This window comes from Amorphus sp. MBR-141 (assembly GCF_053628695.1).
Genome location: NZ_JBRJGW010000014.1, coordinates 68,307 through 91,683 on the forward strand (window position 1 = coordinate 68,307; position 23,377 = coordinate 91,683).

20 protein-coding genes are annotated in these 23,377 nt (G+C 70.5%); 13 read left to right on the forward strand and 7 right to left on the reverse strand.

All coding sequences use genetic code 11. From position 1 onward, the window contains the following. Positions 1–8: 8 nt before the first annotated feature. Entirely contained in the window at positions 9–1,409 is a 1,401-nt protein-coding gene (locus tag ACSSVZ_RS18155; RefSeq protein ID WP_453972138.1) for a cytochrome P450, read from the reverse strand. 221 nt (positions 1,410–1,630) lie between these two features. Here ACSSVZ_RS18155 and ACSSVZ_RS18160 point away from each other — a divergent pair, with 221 nt between their 5' ends. Beyond that, positions 1,631–2,347: a response regulator gene (locus ACSSVZ_RS18160; RefSeq protein WP_453972139.1), complete on the forward strand. Its 717-nt coding sequence runs from the start codon at positions 1,631–1,633 to the stop codon at positions 2,345–2,347. Positions 2,348–2,349: 2 nt separating this feature from the next. Next, positions 2,350–3,696, forward strand: a complete 1,347-nt coding sequence (locus tag ACSSVZ_RS18165; protein WP_453972140.1) for a sensor histidine kinase — start codon at positions 2,350–2,352, stop codon at positions 3,694–3,696. Between the two features lie 247 nt (positions 3,697–3,943). Here the strand turns inward: ACSSVZ_RS18165 and ACSSVZ_RS18170 are convergent, their stop codons facing one another. Both ACSSVZ_RS18170 and ACSSVZ_RS18175 read right to left on the reverse strand, forming a co-directional pair. Beyond that, positions 3,944–4,216 carry a cysteine rich repeat-containing protein gene (locus ACSSVZ_RS18170; RefSeq protein ID WP_453972141.1) on the reverse strand — a complete coding sequence of 91 codons (273 nt, stop codon included), beginning with the start codon at positions 4,214–4,216 and terminating at the stop codon, positions 3,944–3,946. Between the two features lie 158 nt (positions 4,217–4,374). Then, positions 4,375–4,926: an SH3 domain-containing protein gene (locus ACSSVZ_RS18175; RefSeq protein ID WP_453972142.1), complete on the reverse strand. Its 552-nt coding sequence runs from the start codon at positions 4,924–4,926 to the stop codon at positions 4,375–4,377. 511 nt (positions 4,927–5,437) lie between these two features. Here ACSSVZ_RS18175 and ACSSVZ_RS18180 point away from each other — a divergent pair. The 5 genes from ACSSVZ_RS18180 (at position 5,438) to ACSSVZ_RS18200 (ending at position 11,368) form a co-directional block, all read left to right on the forward strand. Continuing rightward, on the forward strand, positions 5,438–6,694 hold the full coding sequence (locus ACSSVZ_RS18180) for an ABC transporter substrate-binding protein (protein WP_453972143.1): 1,257 nt from the start codon (positions 5,438–5,440) through the stop codon (positions 6,692–6,694). Positions 6,695–6,758: 64 nt separating this feature from the next. Continuing rightward, complete coding sequence (locus ACSSVZ_RS18185; RefSeq protein WP_453972144.1) at positions 6,759–7,667, forward strand: carbohydrate ABC transporter permease; 909 nt, start codon at positions 6,759–6,761, stop codon at positions 7,665–7,667. Then, positions 7,664–8,554, forward strand: a complete 891-nt coding sequence (locus tag ACSSVZ_RS18190; protein WP_453972145.1) for a carbohydrate ABC transporter permease — start codon at positions 7,664–7,666, stop codon at positions 8,552–8,554. Before ACSSVZ_RS18185 ends, ACSSVZ_RS18190 begins: the two co-directional genes overlap by 4 nt. 2 nt (positions 8,555–8,556) lie before the next feature. Continuing rightward, on the forward strand, positions 8,557–9,663 hold the full coding sequence (locus ACSSVZ_RS18195) for an ABC transporter ATP-binding protein (protein ID WP_453972228.1): 1,107 nt from the start codon (positions 8,557–8,559) through the stop codon (positions 9,661–9,663). A 76-nt stretch (positions 9,664–9,739) separates the two neighbouring features. Then, positions 9,740–11,368, forward strand: coding sequence for an acyl-CoA synthetase (locus tag ACSSVZ_RS18200; protein ID WP_453972146.1), 1,629 nt, complete (start codon positions 9,740–9,742; stop codon positions 11,366–11,368). Between the two features lie 55 nt (positions 11,369–11,423). Here the strand turns inward: ACSSVZ_RS18200 and ACSSVZ_RS18205 are convergent, their stop codons facing one another. The 3 genes from ACSSVZ_RS18205 to ACSSVZ_RS18215 all read right to left on the reverse strand — a co-directional run bounded on the left by ACSSVZ_RS18205 (position 11,424) and on the right by ACSSVZ_RS18215 (position 14,773). Further along, positions 11,424–13,331 carry a TRAP transporter permease gene (locus ACSSVZ_RS18205; protein ID WP_453972147.1) on the reverse strand — a complete coding sequence of 636 codons (1,908 nt, stop codon included), beginning with the start codon at positions 13,329–13,331 and terminating at the stop codon, positions 11,424–11,426. 87 nt (positions 13,332–13,418) lie between these two features. Continuing rightward, positions 13,419–14,384 carry a TAXI family TRAP transporter solute-binding subunit gene (locus ACSSVZ_RS18210; protein WP_453972148.1) on the reverse strand — a complete coding sequence of 322 codons (966 nt, stop codon included), beginning with the start codon at positions 14,382–14,384 and terminating at the stop codon, positions 13,419–13,421. Continuing rightward, entirely contained in the window at positions 14,381–14,773 is a 393-nt protein-coding gene (locus ACSSVZ_RS18215) for an AtuA-related protein (RefSeq protein WP_453972149.1), read from the reverse strand. The genes ACSSVZ_RS18210 and ACSSVZ_RS18215 overlap by 4 nt, the downstream gene beginning before the upstream one ends. Before the next feature lie 257 nt (positions 14,774–15,030). On the opposite strand from ACSSVZ_RS18215, the gene ACSSVZ_RS18220 reads away from it, so the two are divergent. The 6 genes from ACSSVZ_RS18220 (at position 15,031) to ACSSVZ_RS18245 (ending at position 22,799) form a co-directional block, all read left to right on the forward strand. Beyond that, complete coding sequence (locus ACSSVZ_RS18220) at positions 15,031–15,771, forward strand: GntR family transcriptional regulator (protein WP_453972150.1); 741 nt, start codon at positions 15,031–15,033, stop codon at positions 15,769–15,771. Between the two features lie 25 nt (positions 15,772–15,796). Further along, a complete protein-coding gene (locus tag ACSSVZ_RS18225; RefSeq protein ID WP_453972151.1) occupies positions 15,797–17,170 on the forward strand; it encodes an acyclic terpene utilization AtuA family protein in 1,374 nt (457 codons plus the stop codon). A 161-nt stretch (positions 17,171–17,331) separates the two neighbouring features. After that, a complete protein-coding gene (locus tag ACSSVZ_RS18230) occupies positions 17,332–18,945 on the forward strand; it encodes a thiamine pyrophosphate-dependent enzyme (RefSeq protein ID WP_453972152.1) in 1,614 nt (537 codons plus the stop codon). A gap of 310 nt (positions 18,946–19,255) precedes the next feature. Next, a complete protein-coding gene (locus tag ACSSVZ_RS18235; RefSeq protein ID WP_453972153.1) occupies positions 19,256–20,677 on the forward strand; it encodes a hypothetical protein in 1,422 nt (473 codons plus the stop codon). Positions 20,678–20,682: 5 nt separating this feature from the next. After that, the gene (metK, locus tag ACSSVZ_RS18240; RefSeq protein ID WP_453972154.1) at positions 20,683–21,927 is read left to right on the forward strand and encodes a methionine adenosyltransferase; all 1,245 of its coding nucleotides are present in this window, start codon (positions 20,683–20,685) and stop codon (positions 21,925–21,927) included. Beyond that, positions 21,924–22,799 carry a methylenetetrahydrofolate reductase gene (locus ACSSVZ_RS18245; protein ID WP_453972155.1) on the forward strand — a complete coding sequence of 292 codons (876 nt, stop codon included), beginning with the start codon at positions 21,924–21,926 and terminating at the stop codon, positions 22,797–22,799. The genes metK and ACSSVZ_RS18245 overlap by 4 nt, the downstream gene beginning before the upstream one ends. A gap of 12 nt (positions 22,800–22,811) precedes the next feature. Here ACSSVZ_RS18245 and ACSSVZ_RS18250 read toward each other — a convergent pair whose 3' ends face one another. Next, entirely contained in the window at positions 22,812–23,273 is a 462-nt protein-coding gene (locus tag ACSSVZ_RS18250; RefSeq protein WP_453972156.1) for a MarR family winged helix-turn-helix transcriptional regulator, read from the reverse strand. Between the last annotated feature and the right edge of the window lie 104 nt (positions 23,274–23,377).

A 23,377-nucleotide genomic window follows, 5' to 3' on the forward strand; every position in this document is an offset into this window, starting at 1 on the left:
GGACCGGATCACCGCCGCAAGGCGCGGACGAACGCCGGCAGGCCGCCCTTCGGCGTCAGCGTGATGCGCGCCTGGGGAAACACCGAGCCGGGATCGACCAGGTCGTAGCGGACGTGCGGCAGGATGGCGGCTACGACCGTCAGCATCTCCTGCACCGCGAAGCGCTGGCCGATGCAGATGCGCGGGCCCAGCCCGAACGGCAGGAACGCGCCGCGGGCGATCGCGCGTCCCGCCTCGCCGAGGAAGCGCTCCGGGCGAAACGCGTCCGGCGCATCCCACAGCGTCCGGTGCCGGTGGACCACCCAGGGCGAGATGACGACCTGCATGCCCTTGCGCACCGGCTGGCCGTTGAGATCGTCGGCGTCGATGGCCTCGCGCGCCATGAACGGCACCGGCGGATAGAGCCGCAGGGTCTCGTTGATGACGGCCTTGGTGAACTCGAGCCGGTCCAGGCGGTCGCGGTCGATCGCGCCGTCGCCGCAGATCTCCTGCAGCTCGGCCCGCACCTGGTCCTGGGCCTCCGGATGCAGCGCCAGCAGATAGAAGATCCACGCAAGGGCGTTGCCGGTGGTCTCGTGGCCGGCCGCCAGGAAGGTCAGCACGTTGTCGGACACGGCGGCGTTGTCGAGCGTCCGTCCGGTCTTCGGATCGCTGGCGTGGAACAATTGGTCGAGGAGGTCGCTGCGGTCGCGCTGCGGTTCGGCAAGCCGGTTGGCGACGGTGGTGTCGACGACGCTGCGGAACACCTTGAGCGACCTGGCGGCGCGCAGCTTGTCGAGCGTCGGCCACCAGTCGGGCAGGTCGAGCAGGCTCGCGAGATCGATGCGCCCCAGCGTGTCGAAGTAGATCGCCATGTTGGCATGGATGGCGGCTCGGTCCTGATCGAGCGCCCCGGAAAACACGGTGCGCGACACGATCTCGTAGGTCAGGCGCTGGAACTCGGCGGTGAGGTCGAGCGGCGCCGCATCGTGCCCGCGCGCCTCCCAGCGCTCCCGCATCGCCTCGGTCGCGGCCTGCATGTCGTCGAGGACCAGGCCGACGGCGCTCGGGCTGAACAGTGGCGCGGTGATCCGCCGGGTGCTGCGCCAGGTCTCGCCCTCGGCGGTCAGCAGCCCGTCGGCCAGCGCCGGCCGCAGCCGCCGCTGCTGCTGCGGGCTCTTGCGGTAGTTGGCGGCGTTCTGGACGAGGACGTGCTCGATCATCGCCGGGTCGGAGACCAGCAGCGCCCGGCCGGGCCGGATCAGGTCGATGATCGGCTCCTCGTAGGCCCGTTCGGACAGCGCGGTGATCGGATTGCGCCGCATGGCCAGATAGGCTTCGACGAAGCCCGGGGTCCGGGGCCGCGGCAGCGGCGCCGCTGGACGCGTGGTTGTCGGAAAGTCGGTACCGAACGTGGACACCGCGGACATGACATCTCGCTGCCTTGCGCATGCGGGCCGCCTCGGACGACCTGCGTCCGGTCAATCTGGGGGGCTGGTTTCACGTCCGCATCGCCGTGAAACATTAAATCTTGGCAATGCGTCACCGATCTGTAACGCCGGGTCACGGGGCCGGGCCGGTGGTCGACCTGGCCGTCGGCAAGTGGGGCGACGGCTTGCGCCCTTTGCCGGAATGCCGGAAAAAAGCGCCCATGAGCACACCCGGTACGACCCTTCTGATCGTCGAGGACGACGCCGAGATCCGCGGCCTCGTCGTGGAGATGATGCGCCGTGAGGGTTACACGGTCGAAGAGGCCGAGGACGCCCAGGGCATGGACGCGGTGCTGTCGCGCTGCCGGCCCGACCTGATGATCCTCGACCTGATGCTGCCGGGGGAGGACGGGCTCTCCATCTGCCGCCGGATTCGCGCCCGCGACGCCATGCCGATCCTGATGCTGACGGCCAAGAGCGACGAGATCGATCGCGTGCTCGGGCTGGAAATGGGCGCTGACGACTATCTGGTGAAGCCGTTCGGGCCACGCGAGCTTCTGGCGCGGGTCCGGGCGATCCTCAGGCGCGGGCAGGGGATGGCGATGACGCCGCCGACGCGCCGCTTCGCCTTCGCCTCCTTCGTGGTCGACCTCGACGCGCGCCAGCTCAGCCGCGAGGATGGCCGCGACATCGCGCTGACCACCGCCGAATTCGACCTGCTCGCCTGCTTCATCCAGCGGCCCCGGCGGGTGCTGACGCGCGACCAGATCCTCGAATGGACCCATGGCCGCTCGGCCGATCCGTTCGACCGCACCGTCGACATGATTGTCTCGCGTCTGCGCAAGAAGCTCGATGCGGTGAGCCCCGGCGTCGACCTCATCTCCACCGTCCGGAACGGCGGCTATCTCTTTGTCGCGCCTGTGAAACCGGTTTCCTGACGGTGCGGATCTCCCTCTCCGCGCGGATCACCGTCACCGTCCTGATCACCCTGCTGGTGGTGTGGATGGTGGCGCTCGCCTCCTACTATCTGCGGGACCGGGACGCGCGCGACACGGCGCTGCTCGATGCCGCCACGCTGGCGGCGATCGTGCAACTGGTGGAGCAGGCCTCGCCGCAGGAACGCGACCTGTTCATGCGGGCCGTCGATACGCGGGGTCTGCAGGTCCGGATCCTGCCGGCGGCGGACGCGCCGGTGCTGCCGCAGGCGGAGGAAAGCCGGGAGATCGCCGCGCGCTATGCCGCGGCGCTCGAGGCCCGGCGGTTCTCCGTGGCGGTCCAGTCGGACGGACGCCTGCAGGATCGTTTCCCCTACGTCTTTGGCCGGCAGGTGCGGGCCCTGCAGTTCCGCATCGCCCTGTCGCCGGAGGCGACCCTCGTCGTCGACAGCCGGACGCCGCTGCTGGTGTCGGGGTTCGGGCTTCCGATCGGCTTCGGGGCCGGCCTGATCGGCACGGTGGTCGCGCTGATCGCGCTGCTGATCATGCAGCGCGAGACCCGGCCGATCGCCCGGCTGGCGGAGGCGGCGGACCGCATGGACTTCACCGGCGCTCCCGTCCCGCTGCCGGACGTGCGCACCAGCGCGCCGGAGATCCGCTCGCTGGTCGAGGCGTTCAACCGGCTGCAGACGCGCCTCTCGGCGCTCCTGAAGACGCGGATGGCGATGCTCGGCGGCATTTCCCACGACGTGCGCACCTTCGCCACCCGGCTGCGCCTGCGGGTCGAGGACCTCCCGGAAGGGCCGAGCCGCGACCGCGCGATCGCCGACATCGCCGACATGATCCGGCTTCTCGACGATGCGCTGATTTCCAGCCGGGCGGGGGCCGGCCAGCTGTCGGAGGAGCTCGTCGAACTCGCCGACCTCGCCGCCGAGGAAGTGGCCGACCGGCAGGCCGCCGGCGCGGCGGTGGACGGACGGATCAGCCCGGCGGCGCGCGCGGCGAGCGTGCTCGGCGACCGGCTGGCGCTCCGGCGCATCGTCGCCAACCTCGTCGACAACGCGCTGCGCTACGGCTTCGTGGCGCACGTCTCCGTGGATGCCGACGACGAGGCGATGGTGCTGGTCGTCGACGACGAGGGGGCGGGCGTTCCGGAGGACCTGCGCGAGGCGCTGCTGGAGCCGTTCGTGCGGATGGAAACCTCGCGGAGCCGGCTGACGGGGGGCGCGGGCTTGGGGCTGGCGGTCGTGCGCAGCCTGGTCGACGCCCACGGCGGATCGCTGACGATCGCCGACGCGCCCACCGGCGGGGCGCGGTTCACCGTGCGGCTGCCGCGGTTCCGCTCCTCCTGAGCCTGGGCGCGGTTGCGCCGACGCACGAAAAATCCCGGCCCTCGAAAGGGCCGGGAGAAAAAGGCGTTGGAGAAGAGAGAGGGTTCTTATTGGTGCGCTTGCGAAGGCGCGGCCGGACGCGGAGTTGGGCGGTGACCGCCGGCCGTCGCCCGGCCGGAGAACCGGGCGGGGTGCTCCGGAGGGCGGCGAAGGCTGGCCCCAGATACGCAAGGGTCAGCTCTGGCGATCCTCCGCGTCCGATCGGCCGCTACTTCGCAAGGACCTCGGAAAGCGTCTGCTTGCAGGGCGCCGACAGCTTGTCGGCGTTCTGCTGAAGGCACTGGCCGACGCGCCCGCCACCCGGCTGGATGCCGGAGCAGAGCGTCTTGATGTCGCTTTTGCAGGCCTGGCCAACGGCGCGCATCTCGGACTGGCTGAGCGGCGGGGTCTGGGCGGCGGCGAGGCCGGCCGATCCGATGAGGGCGAAGCCTGCGAGGGCTGCCGCCGTGGTGGCCTTGAACGTCAGAGAGGGCATGCGCATGGATGGCTCCTTCCAGGTGGGGGTGGGAATTGCGGGCACGGCCGACGGGCTCGCCGAAGCGCTGCCTGCCGGCCGCGCCCGCTGCCGGCGCCCGCCGCGCCCCACCGGGCGGGGTGGGGCGAGAGGGCGCTGGTTCGAGAAGACTGAGGCGGCCGCGGTCAGCGGTTGACCGACCAGGAGCGGCTGGCGCTGCCGCCGCGCGGCCCGCTGACGCTCGCCGAGCCGGAGCAGCCGTCCCGGCAGGCGCCGCGATAGGGCGCGCGGTAGGGGGCGGCGTAGCCGCGCGGCGGCGGCGCCCGGTAGACCGGCGCGCGGTACGGGCCGTAGTAGGCGGGGCCGCGGGCGTACCAGGGATAGGCCGTGTAGTAGCGGTTCCAGTAGGCCGTCGGCGAATAGGTGACGACGGGGAAGCCGACCTGCGGCGTGACCACCACCGTGGTGCCGCCGACGACGGTCGTCAGGTAGGCCGCCGACACCCAGCCCCGGGCCTGGCCGTAGCCGACATCGCACCACGAGTAGTCCGCGACGCAGCCGTAGCTGACGACGCCGGCCCCGGCCGGAACGATCCGCACCGCCGGGTAGGCGGTGCTGGGCCCGGCCCGCATGTTGACGTTGGCGGTGGCGACGGCGGAGCTCGCGGCGGTCGCCGCGCCAGGCGCCAGGGAAAGCGTCGCAAGCGCCGCGGCGGCAAACAGGGTCATCCGGTTCATGATGGTCTCCACACCTTCGTTGCCCGCGTCGGCCCGATCCCGGAAGCGGGACCGGCGGTTGGGATCAGTCCGCCGACGAGGATAGAGTTGGGGATCGAATGTTGCCGGCGTGTCGCGGCGGCTTGGCATCGCGTCCTAACGTGTGGGCGCCGTGTAACGGTCTGTGACAGGCCGCCTCGCGCGTGCCCGGAAACCCGCTCGGAGTCGCACGTCGTGAGATTGAAGGCCGGTCCGCCCGGCGCGCCCGCAAGGGGTCCCCGGCGGTGGCGCCGCCCGGCGGGGCCAAGCCCTTGACGGGCCTCGCGGCTTGCCTCCACTGTCGGCTGAGGGACGAAACGCCGAAGCCCGTCGGCGCGGCACGCCGGTCGCCCCGATCCGTCCGTCGCCCGCCGTGGCGAGCGCGGGCAGGGGCGATCCGCGGCGGCGCCGGACGGTGCACTTCGGCGCGATCACGCGAGATCAGAAGAGCCGGGCCGCCCCTTCGGGTGCGCCGGCCTCCAGGGAGGAAGACATGCGATCCGAGCGCTGGTTCATGGCTGCCGCATGCGCGGTTGGGATGGCCCTGTCATCGTCGGCGGTGCAGGCCCAGGGGCAGGTGGAGGTGCTCCACTGGTGGACGTCGGGCGGCGAGGCGAAGGCGGTCGGCGAGCTGAAGGACGCCTACGAGGCGACCGGCGGCACGTGGATCGATTCGCCGATCGCCGGCGGCGGCGGCGATGCCGCGATGACCGCGCTCCGGGCGCGGGTGGTGTCCGGCAATCCGCCGGCCGCCGTGCAGCTCAAGGGGCCCGGCATCCAGGAGTGGGCCGAGCAGGGTGCGCTCGCCGACATGCAAGGCGTGGCCGACGAGAACGACTGGGACGCCAGGCTTCCCAAGGTGCTGGCCTCCATCATGAAATACGACGGCGACTACGTCGCCGCGCCGGTCAACATCCACCGGGTCGACTGGCTCTGGGCGAACCCAGAGGTTCTTGCCAAGGTCGATGCCGAGATGCCGACCACCTGGGACGAGTTCAACGCGGTCGCCGACAAGCTGAAGGCCGCCGGCATCACCCCGCTCGCCCACGGCGGCCAGCCCTGGCAGGACGCGACGCTGTTCGAGGTCCTGGTGATGGGCATCGGCGGGCCGGACTTCTACCGGGCTGCGCTGGTCGACCTCAATCCGGAGGCCATCGAGAGCGGCACCATGGTCCAGGTGTTCGACCAGCTCCGCAAGCTGCGCGGCTACGTCGACCCGAACTTCTCCGGCCGCGACTGGAACCTGGCCACCGCCATGGTGATGAACGGCGAGGCCGGCTTCCAGATCATGGGCGACTGGGCCAAGGGCGAGTTCCTCGCTGCCGGCAAGGTGCCCGGCAAGGACTTCATCTGCGCCGCGGCGCCGGGCGACGGCTTCATCCTGAACTCCGACTCCATCGCCTTCTTCAAGGTCCGCGACGAAAGCCAGCAGGAGGGCCAGAAGGTGCTGGCCGGGCTGATCATGTCGCCGGACTTCCAGAAGAGCTTCAACCTCGCCAAGGGCTCCATTCCTGCCCGCACCGACGTGCCGCTCGACGATTTCGACGAATGCGCGCAGAAGTCCCGCGCCGACCTGGACGCGGCGATCGCGGCCGACAGCCTGGTGCCGTCGATGGCCCACGAGATGGCCGTGCCGCGCTCGGTGCGCGGCGAGTTCATGGACGTCGTCACCAACTTCTTCAATTCCGACATGAGCTCGCAGCAGGCCGTCGAGACCCTGTCGGAAGCGGTCGAGCGCGCCCAGCTCTGATCCGCCGCGCCGGGGCGCCGCGTCCGCGCGGCTCCCGTCCGGCGCCGTGGTGCGTGGAGGTTCGATGAGGTCCGCCGAAGGCAAGTCGCGGTCGCGCCCCGGCGGGTGGCGCCTGGAGCGCTGGCTGCCGCAGCTGGTGGTGTCGCCGATCTTCGCGCTGAGCCTGTTCTTCGTCTACGGGTTCATCGCCTGGACGGTCTACATCTCCTTCACCCGGTCGCGGATGATGCCCGTCTACGACCTCATCGGGCTCGCCCAGTACGAGCGGCTGTGGGCGACGCCGCGCTGGCACGTGGCGCTGGAAAACCTCTTCATCTTCGGCGGGCTGTTCATCGCCGGCTGCCTGGTCATCGGGCTGATGCTGGCGATCTTCCTCGACCAGCGCATCCGCGCCGAAGGGGTGCTGCGCACGATCTACCTCTATCCGATGGCGCTCTCCTTCATCGTCACCGGCACCGCCTGGAAGTGGATCCTCAACCCGGGCCTCGGGGTGGAGAAGCTGGTGCGCGACATGGGCTTCCCCGACTTCACGTTCGGCTGGCTGGTCGATCCGCAGATGGCGATCTACACCGTCGTCATCGCCGGGCTGTGGCAATCGTCAGGCTACGTGATGGCGCTGTTCCTGGCCGGCCTGCGCTCGGTCGACGACGAGATCCTGAAGGCCGCCGCCATCGACGGCGCCGGGCCGATCCGCACCTATGCCGGCATCGTGCTGCCGATGCTGGGGCCGGTGCTCCTGTCGGCGGTCATCATCCTCACCCATCTGGCGGTGAAGAGCTTCGACCTCATCATCGCGCTCACCGGCGGCGGCCCCGGCTACGCCACCGACGTGCCGGCCACCTTCATGTACGCCTACGCCTTCCAGCGCAGCGAACTGGGCATGGCGGCGGCGAGCGCGGTGATGATGCTCGCCACCATCCTGGCGATCATGGTGCCCTATCTCTATTCCGAACTCCGGGAGAAGAAGCCGTGAGTGCCAGGACCGACGGCATCGTCCGGTCGAGCGGGCCGTGGAACCGGGTCCTGCGCATCCTGCTGTTCGCGCTGCTGACGCTGTTCGCGCTCTACTACCTGCTGCCGCTGTTCGTCATGCTGTCGACCTCGCTGAAGACGCTGGACGAGATCCGCTCCGGCTCGCTGATCAGCCTGCCGTCGACGCCGACGTTCGAACCTTGGGTGGAGGCCTGGTCGACGGCGTGCGTCGGCGTGCGCTGCGACGGGCTGCGGCCGTATTTCTGGAACTCGGTGGTGATCGCCATCCCCGGCGTGGCGATCTCCACCTTCCTCGGCGCCATTGCCGGCTACGCGCTCACCAAGTGGCGCTTCCGCGGCGCCAACGTCATCTTCGCGCTGATGCTGTTCGGAGCGTTCATCCCGTTCCAGGTGGTGCTCCTGCCGATGGCGCGCACCCTCGGCCTGCTCGGCCTGGCCGGCACCCTGGCCGGCCTGATCCTGGTCCACGTGGTCTATGGGCTCGCCTTCACGACGCTGTTCTTCCGCAACTTCTTCGTCAACGTGCCGGACGCGCTGGTGCACGCCGCCAAGCTCGACGGCGCCGGCTTCTTCGCCATCTTCTTCCGGATACTGGTGCCGATGGCGATCCCCATCTTCGGCATCACGGTGATCTGGCAGTTCACCCAGATCTGGAACGACTTCCTGTTCGGCGTGGCCTTCACGGTGGGCGATTCCAACCCGGTCACCGTGGCGCTCAACAACGTGGTGAACACCTCCACCGGGGTGAAACAGTACAACGTCGACATGGCCGCGGCGATCATCGCCGGCCTGCCGACCCTCCTCGTCTACGTCGTCGCCGGGCGCTACTTCCTGCGCGGGCTGGCGGCCGGCGCGGTGAAAGGATGACCATGACCGGCGTCACCCTCGACAACGTCTGGAAGCGGTTCGGAACGACCGAGGTCCTGAAGGGCATCGACCTCGCCTTCGAGCCCGGCGAGTTCGTGGTGCTGGTCGGGCCGTCGGGCTGCGGGAAGTCGACGCTGCTCAACATCGTCGCCGGGCTGGAGACGCTCTCCGACGGCGAGGTTCGGATCGGCGACCGGGTCGTCAACGACGTGCCGCCCAAGGACCGCGACATCGCCATGGTGTTCCAGTCCTACTCGCTCTACCCGACCAAGACGGTGCGCCGGAACATCACCTTCGGCATGGAGATGCGCGGCATCGACAAGACGCGGCAGGAGCAGAGCGTGCGCGACGTGGCGCAGCTCCTGCACATCGAGCCGCTGCTCGACCGCAAGCCGGCGCAGCTCTCCGGCGGCCAGCGCCAGCGCGTCGCCATGGCGCGCGCGCTGGTGCGCGATCCGGATCTCTTCCTGTTCGACGAGCCGCTGTCCAACCTCGACGCCAAGCTGCGCATCGAGATGCGCACCGAGATCAAGAAGCTGCACCAGCGCATCGGCAAGTCGATCATCTACGTCACCCACGACCAGATCGAGGCGATGACGCTCGCCTCCCGCATCGCCGTGATGGACCAGGGCCACGTCCGCCAGTTCGCGACGCCGGAGGAGATCTACGAGGATCCGGCCGATCTGTTCGTCGCCTCGTTCATGGGCTCGCCGCCGATGAACATCCTCGACGGGACCGTCGCGGACGACGGCGGGGTTGCGATCGAGGTTGCCGACGAGGCCGGTGCGGTCCGCTTTCCGCTGCCGGGCAAGCTGGCGGACGCCGTCCGCGGACAGGCGGGCCGGGCGGTAAAGCTGGGCCTTCGGCCGGAAACCGTCACGGCGCGGGACGGGCAGCAGCCGTCCGCGCACATGTTCGCCTTCGAACGCCCCGTCGAGGTGATCGAGCCGACCGGGCCGGACACCATGCTGATCACCTCGCTCGGCGGCGCCGAACTGATCGCCCGGGTCCGCCCCGGGGACAGGGCCCGCGTCGGCGAACCGTTCCACTTCGAGGTCAACATGGCCAAGGCGAAGCTCTTCGATGCCGAGACCGGCACGCGGCTCTGAGCCGCGCCCGGTTCCGGATCTCCATGCCTGCATCCGCACAGTCGCGCCCTCTTGCGGCGCCCCCGAGGACACATCCATGAGCACCAGCGCCTACAGTCACGGTCTCGACCGCCGCGTCGCGAACTTCGCTCCGCTGTCGCCGCTCGGATTTCTCGAACGCTCCGCCAGCGTCTATCCGGACCGGCTGGCGGTCGTGCACGGCGCGCGGCGCTACGACTGGGCGGAGGTCTACGCGCGGGCGCGGCGGCTTGCCTCGGCGCTCGCCGCGCGCGGCATCGGCGAGGACGACACGGTCGCGGTGATGCTCGCCAACACGCCGGAGATGATCGAGTGCCACTACGGCGTGCCGATGACCGGCGCCGTCCTCAACGCGCTGAACATCCGCCTGGACGCCGAGGCGATCGCCTTCATGCTGGAGCACGGCGAGGCGAAGATGGTCATCTGCGACACCGAGTTCGCGCCGGTGATGGCGGCGGCGCTTGAGCGTCTCGGGCGGCGGATCCCCGTGGTCGACGTCGACGACGTGCTGGCCGCGCACCGTCACCCGCCGATCGGCGACACCGGCTACGAGGCGTTCCTGGAGGGCGGCGATCCGGCCTTCGACTGGGCACCGCCGGACGACGAGTGGAAGGCGATCTCGCTCAACTACACCTCCGGCACCACCGGCGATCCCAAGGGCGTCGTCTACCACCACCGCGGCGCCCACATGAACGCCATGGGCAACATCCTCGCCTGGGACCTGGCGCACCACCCGGTCTATCTCTGGACCCTGCCGATGTTCCACTGCAACGGCTGGTGCTTTCCCTGGACGATCGCCGCGCTCGGCGGCACCAACGTCTGCCTGCGCCAGGTGAGCGGCGCCGCCATCCTCGAGGCCATCCGCAGCGAGGGCGTCACCCATTTCTGCGGCGCGCCGATCGTGCTCGGCCTCGTCGTCGATGCCGTGCTGTCGGAGGCGACCGCGCTGCCGCATCCGGTCAAGGTGATGACCGCGGCCGCGCCGCCCCCGGCCGCAACGCTGGAGGCGATGGAGCGCGCCGGCTTCGACGTCACCCACGTCTACGGCCTGACCGAGGTCTACGGTCCGGCGGTGGTGTGCTCCTGGCACGAGGAGTGGAACGCGCTGCCGGCCGAGGAGCGGGCCCGGCTGAAATCGCGCCAGGGCGTGCGCTACCACGTGCTGGCCGACCTCCGGGTCAAGGATCCCGAGACGATGGAGGACGTGCCCCACGACGGCGCGACGGTCGGCGAGATCATGTTCCGCGGCAACGTGGTGGCGAAGGGCTACCTGAAAAACGCCGCGACGACGGACGCGGCCTTCGCCGACGGCTGGTTCCACTCGGGCGACCTGGCCGTCGTGCATCCGGACGGCTATCTGCAGATCAAGGACCGCTCCAAGGACATCATCATCTCCGGCGGCGAGAACATCTCGTCGGTGGAGATCGAGGACGTGCTCTACCGGCACCCGGCGGTGGCTGCCGTCGCGGTGGTGGCCCGGCCCGACGACAAGTGGGGCGAGACGCCGTGCGCCTTCGTCGAGCTCAGGGCGGGTGCGGCAGCCGGCGCCGACGAGATCATCGCCTTCTGCCGCGAGCGGCTCGCCCACTTCAAGTGCCCGCGCACGGTGGTGTTCGGGCCGCTGCCGAAGACCTCCACCGGCAAGATCCAGAAGTTCGAGCTGCGCACCCGCGCCCGGGAGATCTGAGGGGCGGGGCCCTCTCCGGAGCCGGGGTCGCGAAGAGCCCGGCGCGCCTGCGGGGCTATCCCGCCGCGTCGGCCGTGGCCGCGGCGGGGTCGGCGCCCGGCCGGAACTCGGGCGGATGGCGGAACGGCCGGCCCAGCGCAAGGCCGGCGCCGGTGAGCACGATGGCGACGACGAGCGCCACCTCCGACGGCACGATCGCCAGGACGGCGGCGGGAATGTACAGCGCCGCCGCCAGCATCCGGCTGTCCCGGACCGTCGTTCCCGACAGGAACAGCGAGGTCGCCAGCACCAGCGTCGCGCCGGACAGCGCCGCCTCGGCGATCTCCACCGGCGTGCCGGACCACAGCATTCCCGGATAGGAGAGGAACATGAACGGCACCACGTAGGTGACGGCGCCCAGCCGGACCGCGTTGAGCGCCGCCGGCCACCAGTCGGTCTTGGCGATGGAGGCGGCCACGAACACCGCGATGCAGACCGGCGGCGTGATCACCGAGATGGTGGCGTAGTAGAAGACGAACATGTGGGCGACCAGCGGTTCGATGCCGATGGCGATGAGGGCCGGGGCCATCACCGCCGCCACCAGCACGTAGGCCGCCGTCGTCGGGATGCCCATGCCGAGCACCAGGCAGGCGACCGCGACGATCAGCCCGACCAGCACCGAGCTCTCGCCGCCGATCGCCACCGTCAGCGAGGAGAGGGTGACGCCGACGCCGGTGAGGTTGATCAGCGACACCAGGATCTGCGCGCCCGCCAGCATCAGCGCGATGATGACGATGCCGTTGCCGGCCTCCACCAGCCCGCCGAGCAGCGTCTTCGCCGTCTCGACCGGCCGCCGGGTGATCGCCAGGTCGGCGATGACGAACGGCACGATCATGCAGATGACGCCGGTGGCCGCCGACAGCGCCACGGAGCGCCCGGAGATCAGCATCCAGAGCAGCCCGCCGAGCCCGAACACGACGGGCACCAGGCGCACGGGGGCCAGCGCGGTCCGCGCAGACGGGATCTCCTCCGGCGGCACGTAGCCGATCTTCTGGCGGAGCGCGATCAGGTGGATGCTCAGGAACACGCCGGCATAGAACAGCACCGCCGGGATCAGCGCGGCGAGCGCGATGCGCAGATAATCGAGGCCGATCATCTCCGACATGATGAAGGCCGCGGCGCCCAGGATCGGCGGGGTGATCTGGCCGCCGGTGGAGGCGACGGCCTCGACCGCGGCGGCGATCGGCGCGGGGTAGCCGATCCGCTTCATCAGCGGGATCGTCATGGTGCCGGTGGTGGCGACGTTGGCCACCGCGCTGCCGTTCACCGTGCCGAACGAGGCGGAGGCGACGGTCGCCATCTTCGCCGCGCCGCCGATGGTGCGGCCGGAGACCAGCAGGGCGAGGTCCATGAAGGTGTCGCCGCCGCCGGTTCTGAGCAGCATCGCGCCGAACAGCACGAAGGCGGCGATGATCGTCGAGGCGATGCCGGTGAGCGAGCCCCAGACGCCGATGTCGGAGAGGTAGAGCGTTTCGGTGACGAACAGGATGTCGTAGCCCCGGTGGCCCAGACGGCCGGGGATCAGGTGGCCGAGGAAGACGTAGGCGAAGCCGACGAGCACGAGGATCGGAAAGGCGATGCCGACGGTGCGGCGCGCCAGCTCGAGCAGCGTCACCACCAGCACCGCGGCGAGCGCGATCTCGACCGGGCCGGCCATCGGCAGGCTGGTCATGATCCAGTTGGCGTTGACGGTGACGTAGAGGCAGGCCGCCATCGAGCCGGCCCACAGGACGGCGTCGATCGCCAGCCCGGCGAGGCGGCCCCGGCCGCCCAGCCTCAGTGGATACGACAGGAAGCCGAGCGTCACCACCAGCGCCACCATCACCGAGCGCTGGACCAGGGCGTCGAACGGCCCTTCGGTGGCGGTGTAGAGGACGAAGGCCCCGATGACGAGGGCGACGGCACGCTTTAGATGGGCGCCCATTCAGGCCTCCGGAAATGGTCCGGCGTCGACCCCGCCGCGACGTGGAAGGACGGCGGCGGAGCCACGGCCCCGCCGCCGGCAATGGGACTACTGGGTCTTCGGGACCAGCCGGTCGGGAACCTCGACGCCGATCTCCTTGAAGTAGCGGATGGCGCCCGGATGCAGCGGCGTCGTCGCCAGCTCCATTGTCATCTCCGGGATGGCGGAGCCCTTCAGGCCGGAGAAGGCCGCGGCCTGCGCGGTCTCGTCCTCCACCACCGCCTTGGTGATCTGGTAGGCGGTCTCCTCGTCGAGGTCGGGCTTGGCCAGCGTCGCGACGCCGAACGCCCACGTCTTGTAGGCCGGATAGCCCTGACCGGCCTGGTTCTCGCCGATGGACAGCACCGAGAGGTTCGGGAAGTCGTTCGCCACGGTTTCGGCCTGCGTATCGTCGAGGCCGATGATGGAGATCGGGGTGAGGGTGGCGATGTCCACCGACGAGGCGTCGAGGCGCTTGCCCGAGCCGCTCTTCACGTAGCCGACGACGCGGTCGTCCTTGATCTGGTTGACGATGTCGCCGGTCGAGCCGCGCGCCCAGTCGGGTTCGATCCCGATCGACTTGAAGACCGCCTCGGAGGTCGCCTCGGTCGCCGAGCCGGTGATGCCCGGGTTGAACTTCTTGCCCTTGAGGTCGGCGAGCGTGGCGACGCCGGCGTCCTTGCGGACCACCACGTTCTGCGGCGCCGAGGCGTACACCCACAGCGTCAGCGGCTGGTAGGCCTGCCCCTCGAACTGGCCGCGGCCGTTGTAGATGTCGTAGGCGACGTTGGTGGTGACCAGGCCGAGATCGACCTGGTCGCGGCGCAGGCGCCGCAGGTTGTCCAGCGTCGCGCCCGTCTCCACCACGTTGGCCTCGACGTCCGGCACCTTCTCGTTGATCAGCTGCGAAACGGCGACGAAGTAGCCGTAGTGGCTCGACGACGACGACGTGGAGCCGATGGCGAGCTTCTGCTGGGCAAGCGCGGGTGTGGCGACGAGCGTCGCCGCGATCAGCGCGATGGCGGTTCTTTTCATGATTGTCCTCCCGTTTCGGTTTCAAGTTCGCGCGGCTGTCTCTGCAGCGTCTCGGCAAGCGCGGCCGGCACGTCGATCTCCATGGACAGGAGCCGGAACGCGTTGGTCTTGCCGTGGGTGTCGAGGGCGAGGGCGGAGTTGACGCCGCCCTCGAGGGCATCCTCGATGACGAAGTTGAGCGCCTGGAGATTGGGCAGCACGTAGCGCACCACGGCGCTCGCGCCGCGGTGGCTGAACAGCGCCAGCACGCGGGCTTCGGTGACCTCTGCCAGAAGCACCGGCCAGGCCTCCGCCCGATAGGCGATGACGGAGATGTTCTGGCGGTTGCCCTTGTCGCCCGAGCGTCCGTGCGCCAGGCGGTGCAACGGCATGCGGACCGTCTCGCTCACCCGTCCTCCTTCGTCCGTCGTCTCGTTCCCATCTCCGGCCCGGGTTCCCGTGTCCGGCCCGGCGATGGCTTCCCTCGTCTGCGGAGGGCTTGCGCGGCGGCCTCACGCGTCCGGCGGCTCCCGACGCCGGACGCCGGACTCCAGACGCGCGGCCGCCTGTTCCGGAAAATCATCGTGACTATTATCGATAATGTCAACGATGATTGTCGGGGCTTCGGCGGTGGGCTAATGTCGGCCGAATGCATGTGAGCGAGCCGATGTCCAAACCCGCCGAACCTCTGACCGTCTCCAGCCCCGACGCGTCGCGCAGCCGTCGCCCCCAAGCCTGGAGCGAGGTCTACGAGGCCCTCCAGGGCGCGATCCTGCTCGGCCGGCTCCGGCCGCGCGAACGGCTGGTCGAGGACGACCTCATCCTGCGCTTCGAGGTCACGCGCCATGCCGTGCGCCGGGCGCTCGACGAGCTGGAGCGCGAAGGGCTGGTGCTGCGCCAGCCGAACCGCGGCGTGCAGGTGCGCGATTACTCCCACAAGGAGGTGGAGGACCTCTACGAGATCCGCACGGCGCTGGAGACGCTCGCCGCCTCCCGCATGCGGGTGCCCGCCGATCCGGCCTTCCTGGCGGAGCTGCGCGCCATCGCAGAGACCCACCGGGACGCCTCGCGCGCAAAGCGCTACCTGGAGCTCTCCCGGCTCAACAACGCCTTCCACGAGAAGCTCTACTCCGGCGCCGGCAATCCGGAGCTGTCGGCCGCGATCCGCCACTATTCGGTGATGACGCAGCCGATCCGCACCCGCGGCTTCGCCAACATGACGCTGCGCGAAACGGCGATCGACGAGCACTTCAGCATGATCGCGGCGATCGAGGCGGGCCAGCTCGACACGCTCGTCTCCCTGTGCCGCGACCACATCCGCTGGCCGAAGGACTTCTACCTGCGCTCCAGCGAGCCGGGCGAGGGCGAGGAGGACGCGTCCGGCCCGCTCGCCGCCGCGTCCCGATGACAGCAGCGACGCAAGGGAGGCCTGCATGACCTATCGCATCGGATCCGGGGCGGGCTTTTCCGGCGACCGGGTCGACGCCGCCGGTCCGGTGGTGGACGCCATCGCCCGGGCCGGCAACGGCGGCGCCATCATGTTCGAGACGATCGGCGAGCGCACCCTGGCGCTCGGCCATCTGGCGCGGCTGTCCGATCCGGCGGCCGGCTACGAGCCGCTGCTGGCCGAGATGGTCGGGCCGATCCTGCGCCGCTGCGTCGAGGCGGGCATCGTCATCGTCGGCAACTTCGGCTGCGCCAACCCCGATGGCGCCGCCGCCCTGATCGCCTCCCTCGCGGAGGAGCAGGGGCTCGCGGGCCTCCGCATCGCCGTCGTCGAGGGCGACGACATCCGCGCCGGCCTCGATCTCGACGCGCTGGTCCCCTGGGAGGGCGACGGCGGGCTTGCCACCCCGCAGGAGGCGCCCATCGCCGCCAACGCCTACGTGGGCGCCGAGGCCATCGCCCAGGCGATCCGGGCCGGCGCCCAGGTGGTGGTCACCGGGCGCGTCGCCGACCCGGCGCTGGCGCTCGGGCCGCTCGTCGCCCATTTCGGCTGGGACTGGAGCGACCTGGACCGGATGGCCGCCGGCACGCTGGTGGGCCATCTGCTGGAGTGCGGCTCCCAGGTCACCGGCGGCTACTTCGCCGACCCGGGGTTCAAGGACGTGCCCAGCCCGGAGACCATCGGCTTCCCGATCGCCGAGGTGGAGGCGGACGGCAGCTTCGTCGTCACCAAGCCCGAGGGCACCGGCGGCCTCGTCGACCTCAGGACGGTGCGCGAGCAGCTCCTCTACGAGATCCACGACCCCGCCGCCTACCTGACCCCCGACGTCGTCCTCGACATCACCGGCGTGACGCTGGCCGAGCAGGGCCCGGACCGCATCGCGGTGCGCGGCGCCAGGGGCCGGCCGCGGCCCGACCGGCTGAAGGCCACCATCGGCTTCCCCGGCGACTGGCTGGGTGAGGCCGAGATCTCCTACGCCGGCCCGAACGCGCTCGCCCGGGCCCGCCTCGCCGTCGACGTGATCGGGAAGCGGCTCGCCCTGCGCGGCCTCGATCTCCGGCACCGGCTCGACATCATCGGGCTGTCCAGCGCCTTCGACAGCGACGACGGCGCCCTGCGCCGGGAGATGCCGGGATCGTTCGGCGACGACTACCGCGTGCGCCTCGCCGTCCGCGACGCCGACCGGCGCCGCGTCGAACAGGCGGTGCAGGAGATCACCGCCCTCTACTGCTGCGGCCCGGCCGCCGGCGGCGGGGTGCGCACCCGCGTCACCTCGCGCATCGAGACGCGCTCCTATCTCGTCCCCCGTGCGCTGGCGCCGACGCGATTCCGCCTCGTCGGGGCGCCGCTCGCCGCCTGAGCGCAGAGGCGGCCCCGGCCGCCGGTCCTCGCCGCCGCCCCCCGCCGCGTTCCTGCGGCAACGCGTGCTTTCCATTGACAAGACGGGACGGCGGCGGTCCGGTATCGGTCCCACCAGATGCCGAGATTCAATCGGCGCGTCCTGATCATGAGGAAACGAGTATGCCCCATATGACCGGTGGCGAGGCAATCGTCCGCGAGCTGGAACTGCATGGCGTCGACACCGTCTTCGGACTGCCCGGTGCGCAGATCTACGGCCTGTTCGACGCGCTGCACGGCTCCAACGCCATCCGCGTCATCGGCGCCCGCCACGAGCAGGCCTGCGGCTACATGGCCTTCGGCTACGCGCGGGCCAGCGGCCGGCCGGGCGTCTATTCGGTGGTGCCGGGCCCGGGCATCCTCAACACCGGCGCTGCCCTGATCACCGCGCTCGGCGCCAACGAGCCGATCCTCTGCCTCACCGGCCAGGTGCCGGGCGAATTCCTGGGCAAGGGCAGGGGCCACCTGCACGAGATGCCCGACCAGCTGGCGACCCTGGAGGGGCTGACCAAGTGGGCCGGCCGGATGGACCATCCGAGCCTGGTGCCGATGCAGGTCACCCGCGCCTTCCAGGAGATGGGGTCGCTCCGGCGCGGCCCGGCGGCGCTGGAAATGCCGTGGGAGCAGTTCGGCGCCCGCGCCCCCGTCGACCTCGCCGATCCGCTGCCGCATCTGGCCGAACCGCCGGTCGACGGCGACCGAATCGCAGAAGCGGCGAAGCTGATCGCCGCCGCCCGCGCGCCGATGATCTTCGTCGGCTCGGGCGCCATCCCGGCTGCCGGCGAGGTGCGGGCCCTGGCCGAACGCCTCGGTGCCCCGGTGGTGGGCTTCCGCTCCGGGCGCGGCATCGTCTCCGACCGCCACCCGCTCGGCCTCACCATCGCCGACGCCTACGAGCTGTGGGCCGACACCGACGTGGTCATCGGCATCGGCACGCGGCTGGAGGTGCCGGGCTGGCGCTGGTCGACCCGGCCGGCCGGCCAGAAGACCATCCGCATCGACATCGACCCGACCGAATTCCGCCGCGCGCCGGGCGACATCAACGTGCTCGGCGGGTCGGTGGCGGCCGTCGGTGCGTTGATCGAGGCGCTCGACGCGGCCGGCGCGGATATGCCCGACCGCTCGCAGGCGATCGCCGATGCCAGGGCGAAGGCGGCCCGGGAGATCCAGGACATCCGCCCGCACACCCAGTACCTGCAGGCGATCCGCGACGTGCTGCCGGACGACGGTATCCTCACCGACGAGCTCTGCCAGACCGGCTTCGCCTCCTATTACGCCTTCCCGGTCTACCAGCCGCGCACCTTCGTCTCATCGGGCTACCAGGGGACGCTGGGCTCCGGCTTCGCCACCGCGCTCGGCGCCAAGGTGGCGCGGCCCGACGTGCCGGTGGTCTCGGTGTGCGGCGACGGCGGGTTCATGTTCGCGGTGCAGGAGCTCTCGACCGCCGTCCAGTACGGCATCGCCGTCACCGTGCTGGTGTTCAACAACGCCTCCTACGGCAACGTGCGGCGCGACCAGCAGCAGCGCTTCGCCGGCCGCGAGATCGCCTCGGCGCTGGAGAACCCGGACTTCATGAAGCTGGCCGACGCCTTCGGGGTCGACGGCGCCCAGGTCCGCAGCCCCGAGGAGCTGCGCCCCGCACTCGAACGGTCGTTCGCCAGCGGACGCACGACGCTGATCGAGATCCCGCTGGAGCTGAAGGACGAGGCGAGCCCCTGGCGCTTCATCCACCGTTGAGGCGGCGGAGCACGGGCTTGCCCGAGGGCACGCCGATCTGGTTCTTATAGGAAATTTCCCACAATCCGCGTGGGCAACTTTCTCTTTGACTTCCAGGTGCAGCTGAAATCCAATTTCCGAAAGCAGGAGCGACGTCGGCCGCACCCCGGATGGGAGGCAAGGCCGGCGCCCGGCCCGTGCGTCCGCCGGCGGAATGGCTCGTCCTCGGCACGCGACGGCCGGATCCGGATCGAGGGCACGACCCGCCGTCACAAGGCGCGGGGTGCTCCGGAGGAAACGACCGGCCGATGCCGGATGAGGATGGGCGCGCGTGGATACCAACCAACTCGTCGCTGATATCACCCGTTTTTGCCGCAGCCGGGAAATGGCGGAGTCGACCTTCGGGCGGGTCGTCGCCAACGACGGCAAGCTCGTCGCCCGCCTGCGCGACGGCAAGAGCATCACGCTTCGGACCCTGAAGAAGGTCGAGGACTACATGGCCGCCGAGCAGGGCGCCGCGGACGCCGGGCAGGCCGACCCGGAAGCGGCCCCCGCCGCCGCCAACGGCGCGGACGCCGCCGCCACGCCCCAGCCGGTGGCCGAGGCGCCGGCCGATCCGGAGGCCGCCGCCTCGGGCCGCAACTTCCGCTTCTTCGACAACCGCCAGAAATACCTGCTGTTCGTGAACACCTGCTCGGAGAAGTGGGTGGTGGCCAACCGCGTCTCCATGGAGCTCGCGAACATCCATCCCAAGCCGCCGTCGATCCGGCTGTTCGACGCCGGAGTGGGCGACGGCACGGTGCTCACCCGGGTGATGCGCTCGATGCACGCGCGCTACCCGACGATGCCGCATTTGATCGCCGGCAAGGAGATCTCGCTCGAGGACATCCGGCTGACCATTGAGAAGATGCCGGACCGCTTCTACGAGCATCCGGCCAGCGTCATCGTGCTGACCAACATGTTCTATTCCGAGGCGCCATGGCTGCGCGTCCATGCGCCGGCGGCCGCCAGCAGCCTGGTCTGGGAGGAGGTTCCACTGCGCGGCTCCTCGTCGGCCGACTTCGAGGAGCAGCTGACGGCGCTGGAGCCGTTCCTCGCCGAGAACTGGAAGGCCAAGGCGCATCCGCGCACCGGCAACCCGATCTACGAGCGCCCCGTGGTGCTGGTGCTCTACCGCGAGGATCACCGCTTCCTGCTGGACTCGGTCATCCCGAAGCCCGGCTCCATGCGCGCCGACTACGATCTGATCATCGCCTCGCAGCCCTACCGCCTGCGGGTGCCGGCCGAGTTCAAGGCGCAGAAGGTCATCGCGCCGCTTGCCCGCGCGCTCGGCCCCGGCGGCCGCCTGATCGGCATCCACTCCCACGGCGACGATCCGGGGCTCGACATCGTCCACGGCGTCTGGCCGGACGAGAACCCGTTCGCCAACAACCGCCACGACATTCTGAAGGCCACCAAGGAGGCGCTCGGTCCGGCCGGGCGCGACCTCAAGTTCAACGCGTATTCCGATGCCCGCTCGATCTTCCGCTACGACATGCACACGCTGCCCAACGAGCTGGAGGGGCCGATCGGCACGTCGACGCTGTTCGCGGCCTGGAATGCGGCGATCTACGTCAACCAGATCGAGGACGAGCGGCTCAACGACGCCGTGCGCACCGGCCTCTATCTCGATGCCACCCGCGACGTCCTGAAGAAGCACGGGGGCCTCTGGTTCAACGACGAGAGCTTCGTCATCTCGCGCAAGATGGGGTAGGGAACATGGCGCAGTCCGACTACGTCTTCACCAGCGAATCCGTTTCCGAGGGCCACCCGGACAAGGTCTGCGACCGGATCTCCGACGAGATCGTCGACGCCTTCTTCCGCGAGGGCGTGGCCGCCGGCTGGAACCCCGCCGACATCCGCGTCGCCTGCGAGACGCTCACCACCACCAACCGCGTGGTGATCGCCGGCGAGACCCGCGGCCCGGAGACGCTGACCCGCGACTTCATCGCCCATGTGGCCAGGATGGCGGTCCGCGACATCGGCTACGAGCAGGCCGGATTCCACTGGAACACCTGCGACGTGGAGGTGCTGCTGCACGCCCAGTCGGCCGACATCGCCCAGGGTGTCGATTCGGCCGGCAACAAGGACGAGGGCGCCGGCGACCAGGGCATCATGTTCGGCTACGCCTGCCGCGAGACGCCGGAGTTTATGCCGGCGCCGATCTACTTTGCCCACAAGATCCTCGAGCGGCTCGCCCGGGCCCGCAAGAGCGGCGAGGCGCCGCTGCTCGGCCCCGACGCCAAGAGCCAGATCTCGGTCGCCTACCAGCACGGCCGGCCGGTGCGCGTCACCCAGATCGTGCTGTCCACCCAGCATCTCGACGAGACGCTGACGTCCGCCGACGTGCGCGCCATCGTCGAGCCGTTCATCCGCGAGGTGCTGCCGTCGTCGTGGGTCGACCAGGACACGGTCTGGCACGTCAACCCGACCGGCAAGTTCGTGGTCGGCGGGCCGGACGGCGACTGCGGGCTGACCGGCCGCAAGATCATCGTCGACACCTACGGTGGCGCGGCACCCCACGGCGGCGGCGCGTTCTCCGGCAAGGACCCGACCAAGGTCGACCGCTCGGCGGCCTACGCGGCGCGCTATCTCGCCAAGAACGTGGTGGCCGCCGGGCTCGCCCAGCGCTGCACGATCCAGCTCGCCTACGCCATCGGCGTCGCCGAGCCGCTGTCGCTCTACGTCGACTTCCACGGCACCGGCAACACCGAGGAGGCGAAGGTCGCCAGGGCGCTCCGCCACGTCATGAAGCTGACGCCGCGCGGCATCCGCGACCATCTGGGCCTCAACCGGCCGATCTACGCCCGCACCTCCGCCTACGGCCATTTCGGCCGCGAGGCCCAGGCCGACGGCGGCTTCTCCTGGGAGCGGGTCGACTTGGTCGACGACCTCAAGTGCGCGCTCCATTCGGACCACGTGATGCAGGGCCTGCTGCGCCAGCCGGCGGCCGTGGCGAAGTGAACCACGCGGCGGCTCCGAGCACGGGCGGCGAGGCCGCGGCGCATGGCCTTCTGGCGCGGCCGGTGTCGCTGGAGCTGGCGCCCGGCGAGGTGGCGGACTTCGCGCCGGACGCCGCCGTGTTCCCGGCGGGCGCGCCCGTCTTCCTCTCCCACATCGCCGGCAAGTCGCTCCCGGCCCAGGCCGACGCGGCGCGGACGCTGGTGGAGCGCCGGTTCCGGCCGGTGCCGCATCTCGGCGCCCGGAACTTCGACAGCACCGAGGCCTACGTCGTCCATCTGGCGCGGCTGGCGGAGGCGGGCGTGAAGGATGCGCTGTTCGTCGGCGGCAATCCGGCGACGCCGCACGGGCCGCTCGGCGAGGCGGCGGATCTGCTCGGCCATCCCGCGCTGGCCGACACGGGCATCCGCACCGCCTACCTCGCGGTCCATCCGGAGGGGCACCCGACCGTCGCGGCACCGCTGCTCGACGCCGCCTTCGCCCGCAAGCTGGAACTCTGCGCCGCGCGCGGCATCCGGCCGGCGGCGGTGTCGCAGTTCGGATTCGACGGGGAGGGGCTCGGCCGCTTCGCCGCCGGGTTCGCCGCCGCGCATCCGGGCATGGAGCTGCGCCTCGGCCTGGCCGGCGTCACCTCGCTCGCCAAGCTCGTCGGCTTCGCGGTGCGCTGCGGCGTCGGGCCGTCGCTGTCGGTCCTGCGCAAGTCGCCCGGCGCGATCTTCAGCGTCGCCTCGGACCGCGACCCGGCCGACGTCATCGCCGGCATCGACGCCGCCGGCCTCGCCCCCGATGCCGACGTGTACGCGCACTTCTTCGTCTTCGGCGGCTGGCGCAAGACGCTGGCGTGGCTGGCGAAGCGGCGCGATCTCGCCGCCTGAGCGGGCTCGCTCCTACCCCGCCGTCTTCAGCGGCGCGCGGCTGTGGTCGTTGGCGGCGGCGGTGGCCTTGGTGAGGAGCCGCAGGAACACCTCGCGTTCGTCAGGGTCCAGCCCCTCCAGCATCCGCACCTGGGCGTGTCGCACGGCGGGGGTGGCCTTCTCGACCGTTTCCTCGCCCGCTTCGCTCAGCGCCAGTTCCCGGGCGCGGCGGTCGCGGGCGCTGGTGCGGCGGCGCACGAACCCCTTCTGCACCAGCCGGTCGACGACGCCGCCGATGGTCACCCGGTCGTAGGCGATCAGGCCCGCCAGCGTCGCCTGGTCGAGGCCGGGATTGGCGCGGATCACGCACATTGCCGCGAACTGCACCGGCGTCAGCGTGTGGCCGGCGGCGCCGACCTCCTCCAGGAACAGCGACACCGACGCCTGGTGCAGGCGGCGGATCAGATGGCCGGGCATCTCCCAGAGTTCCAGCATCGGTCGTCCCCGTTTGGCTGATGGCACGCGTCCCATAATTGACACGTATACTAATGATAAGTATACGACTTAACAACATCCCGTCCCCAGAGACGGGTTCGAAA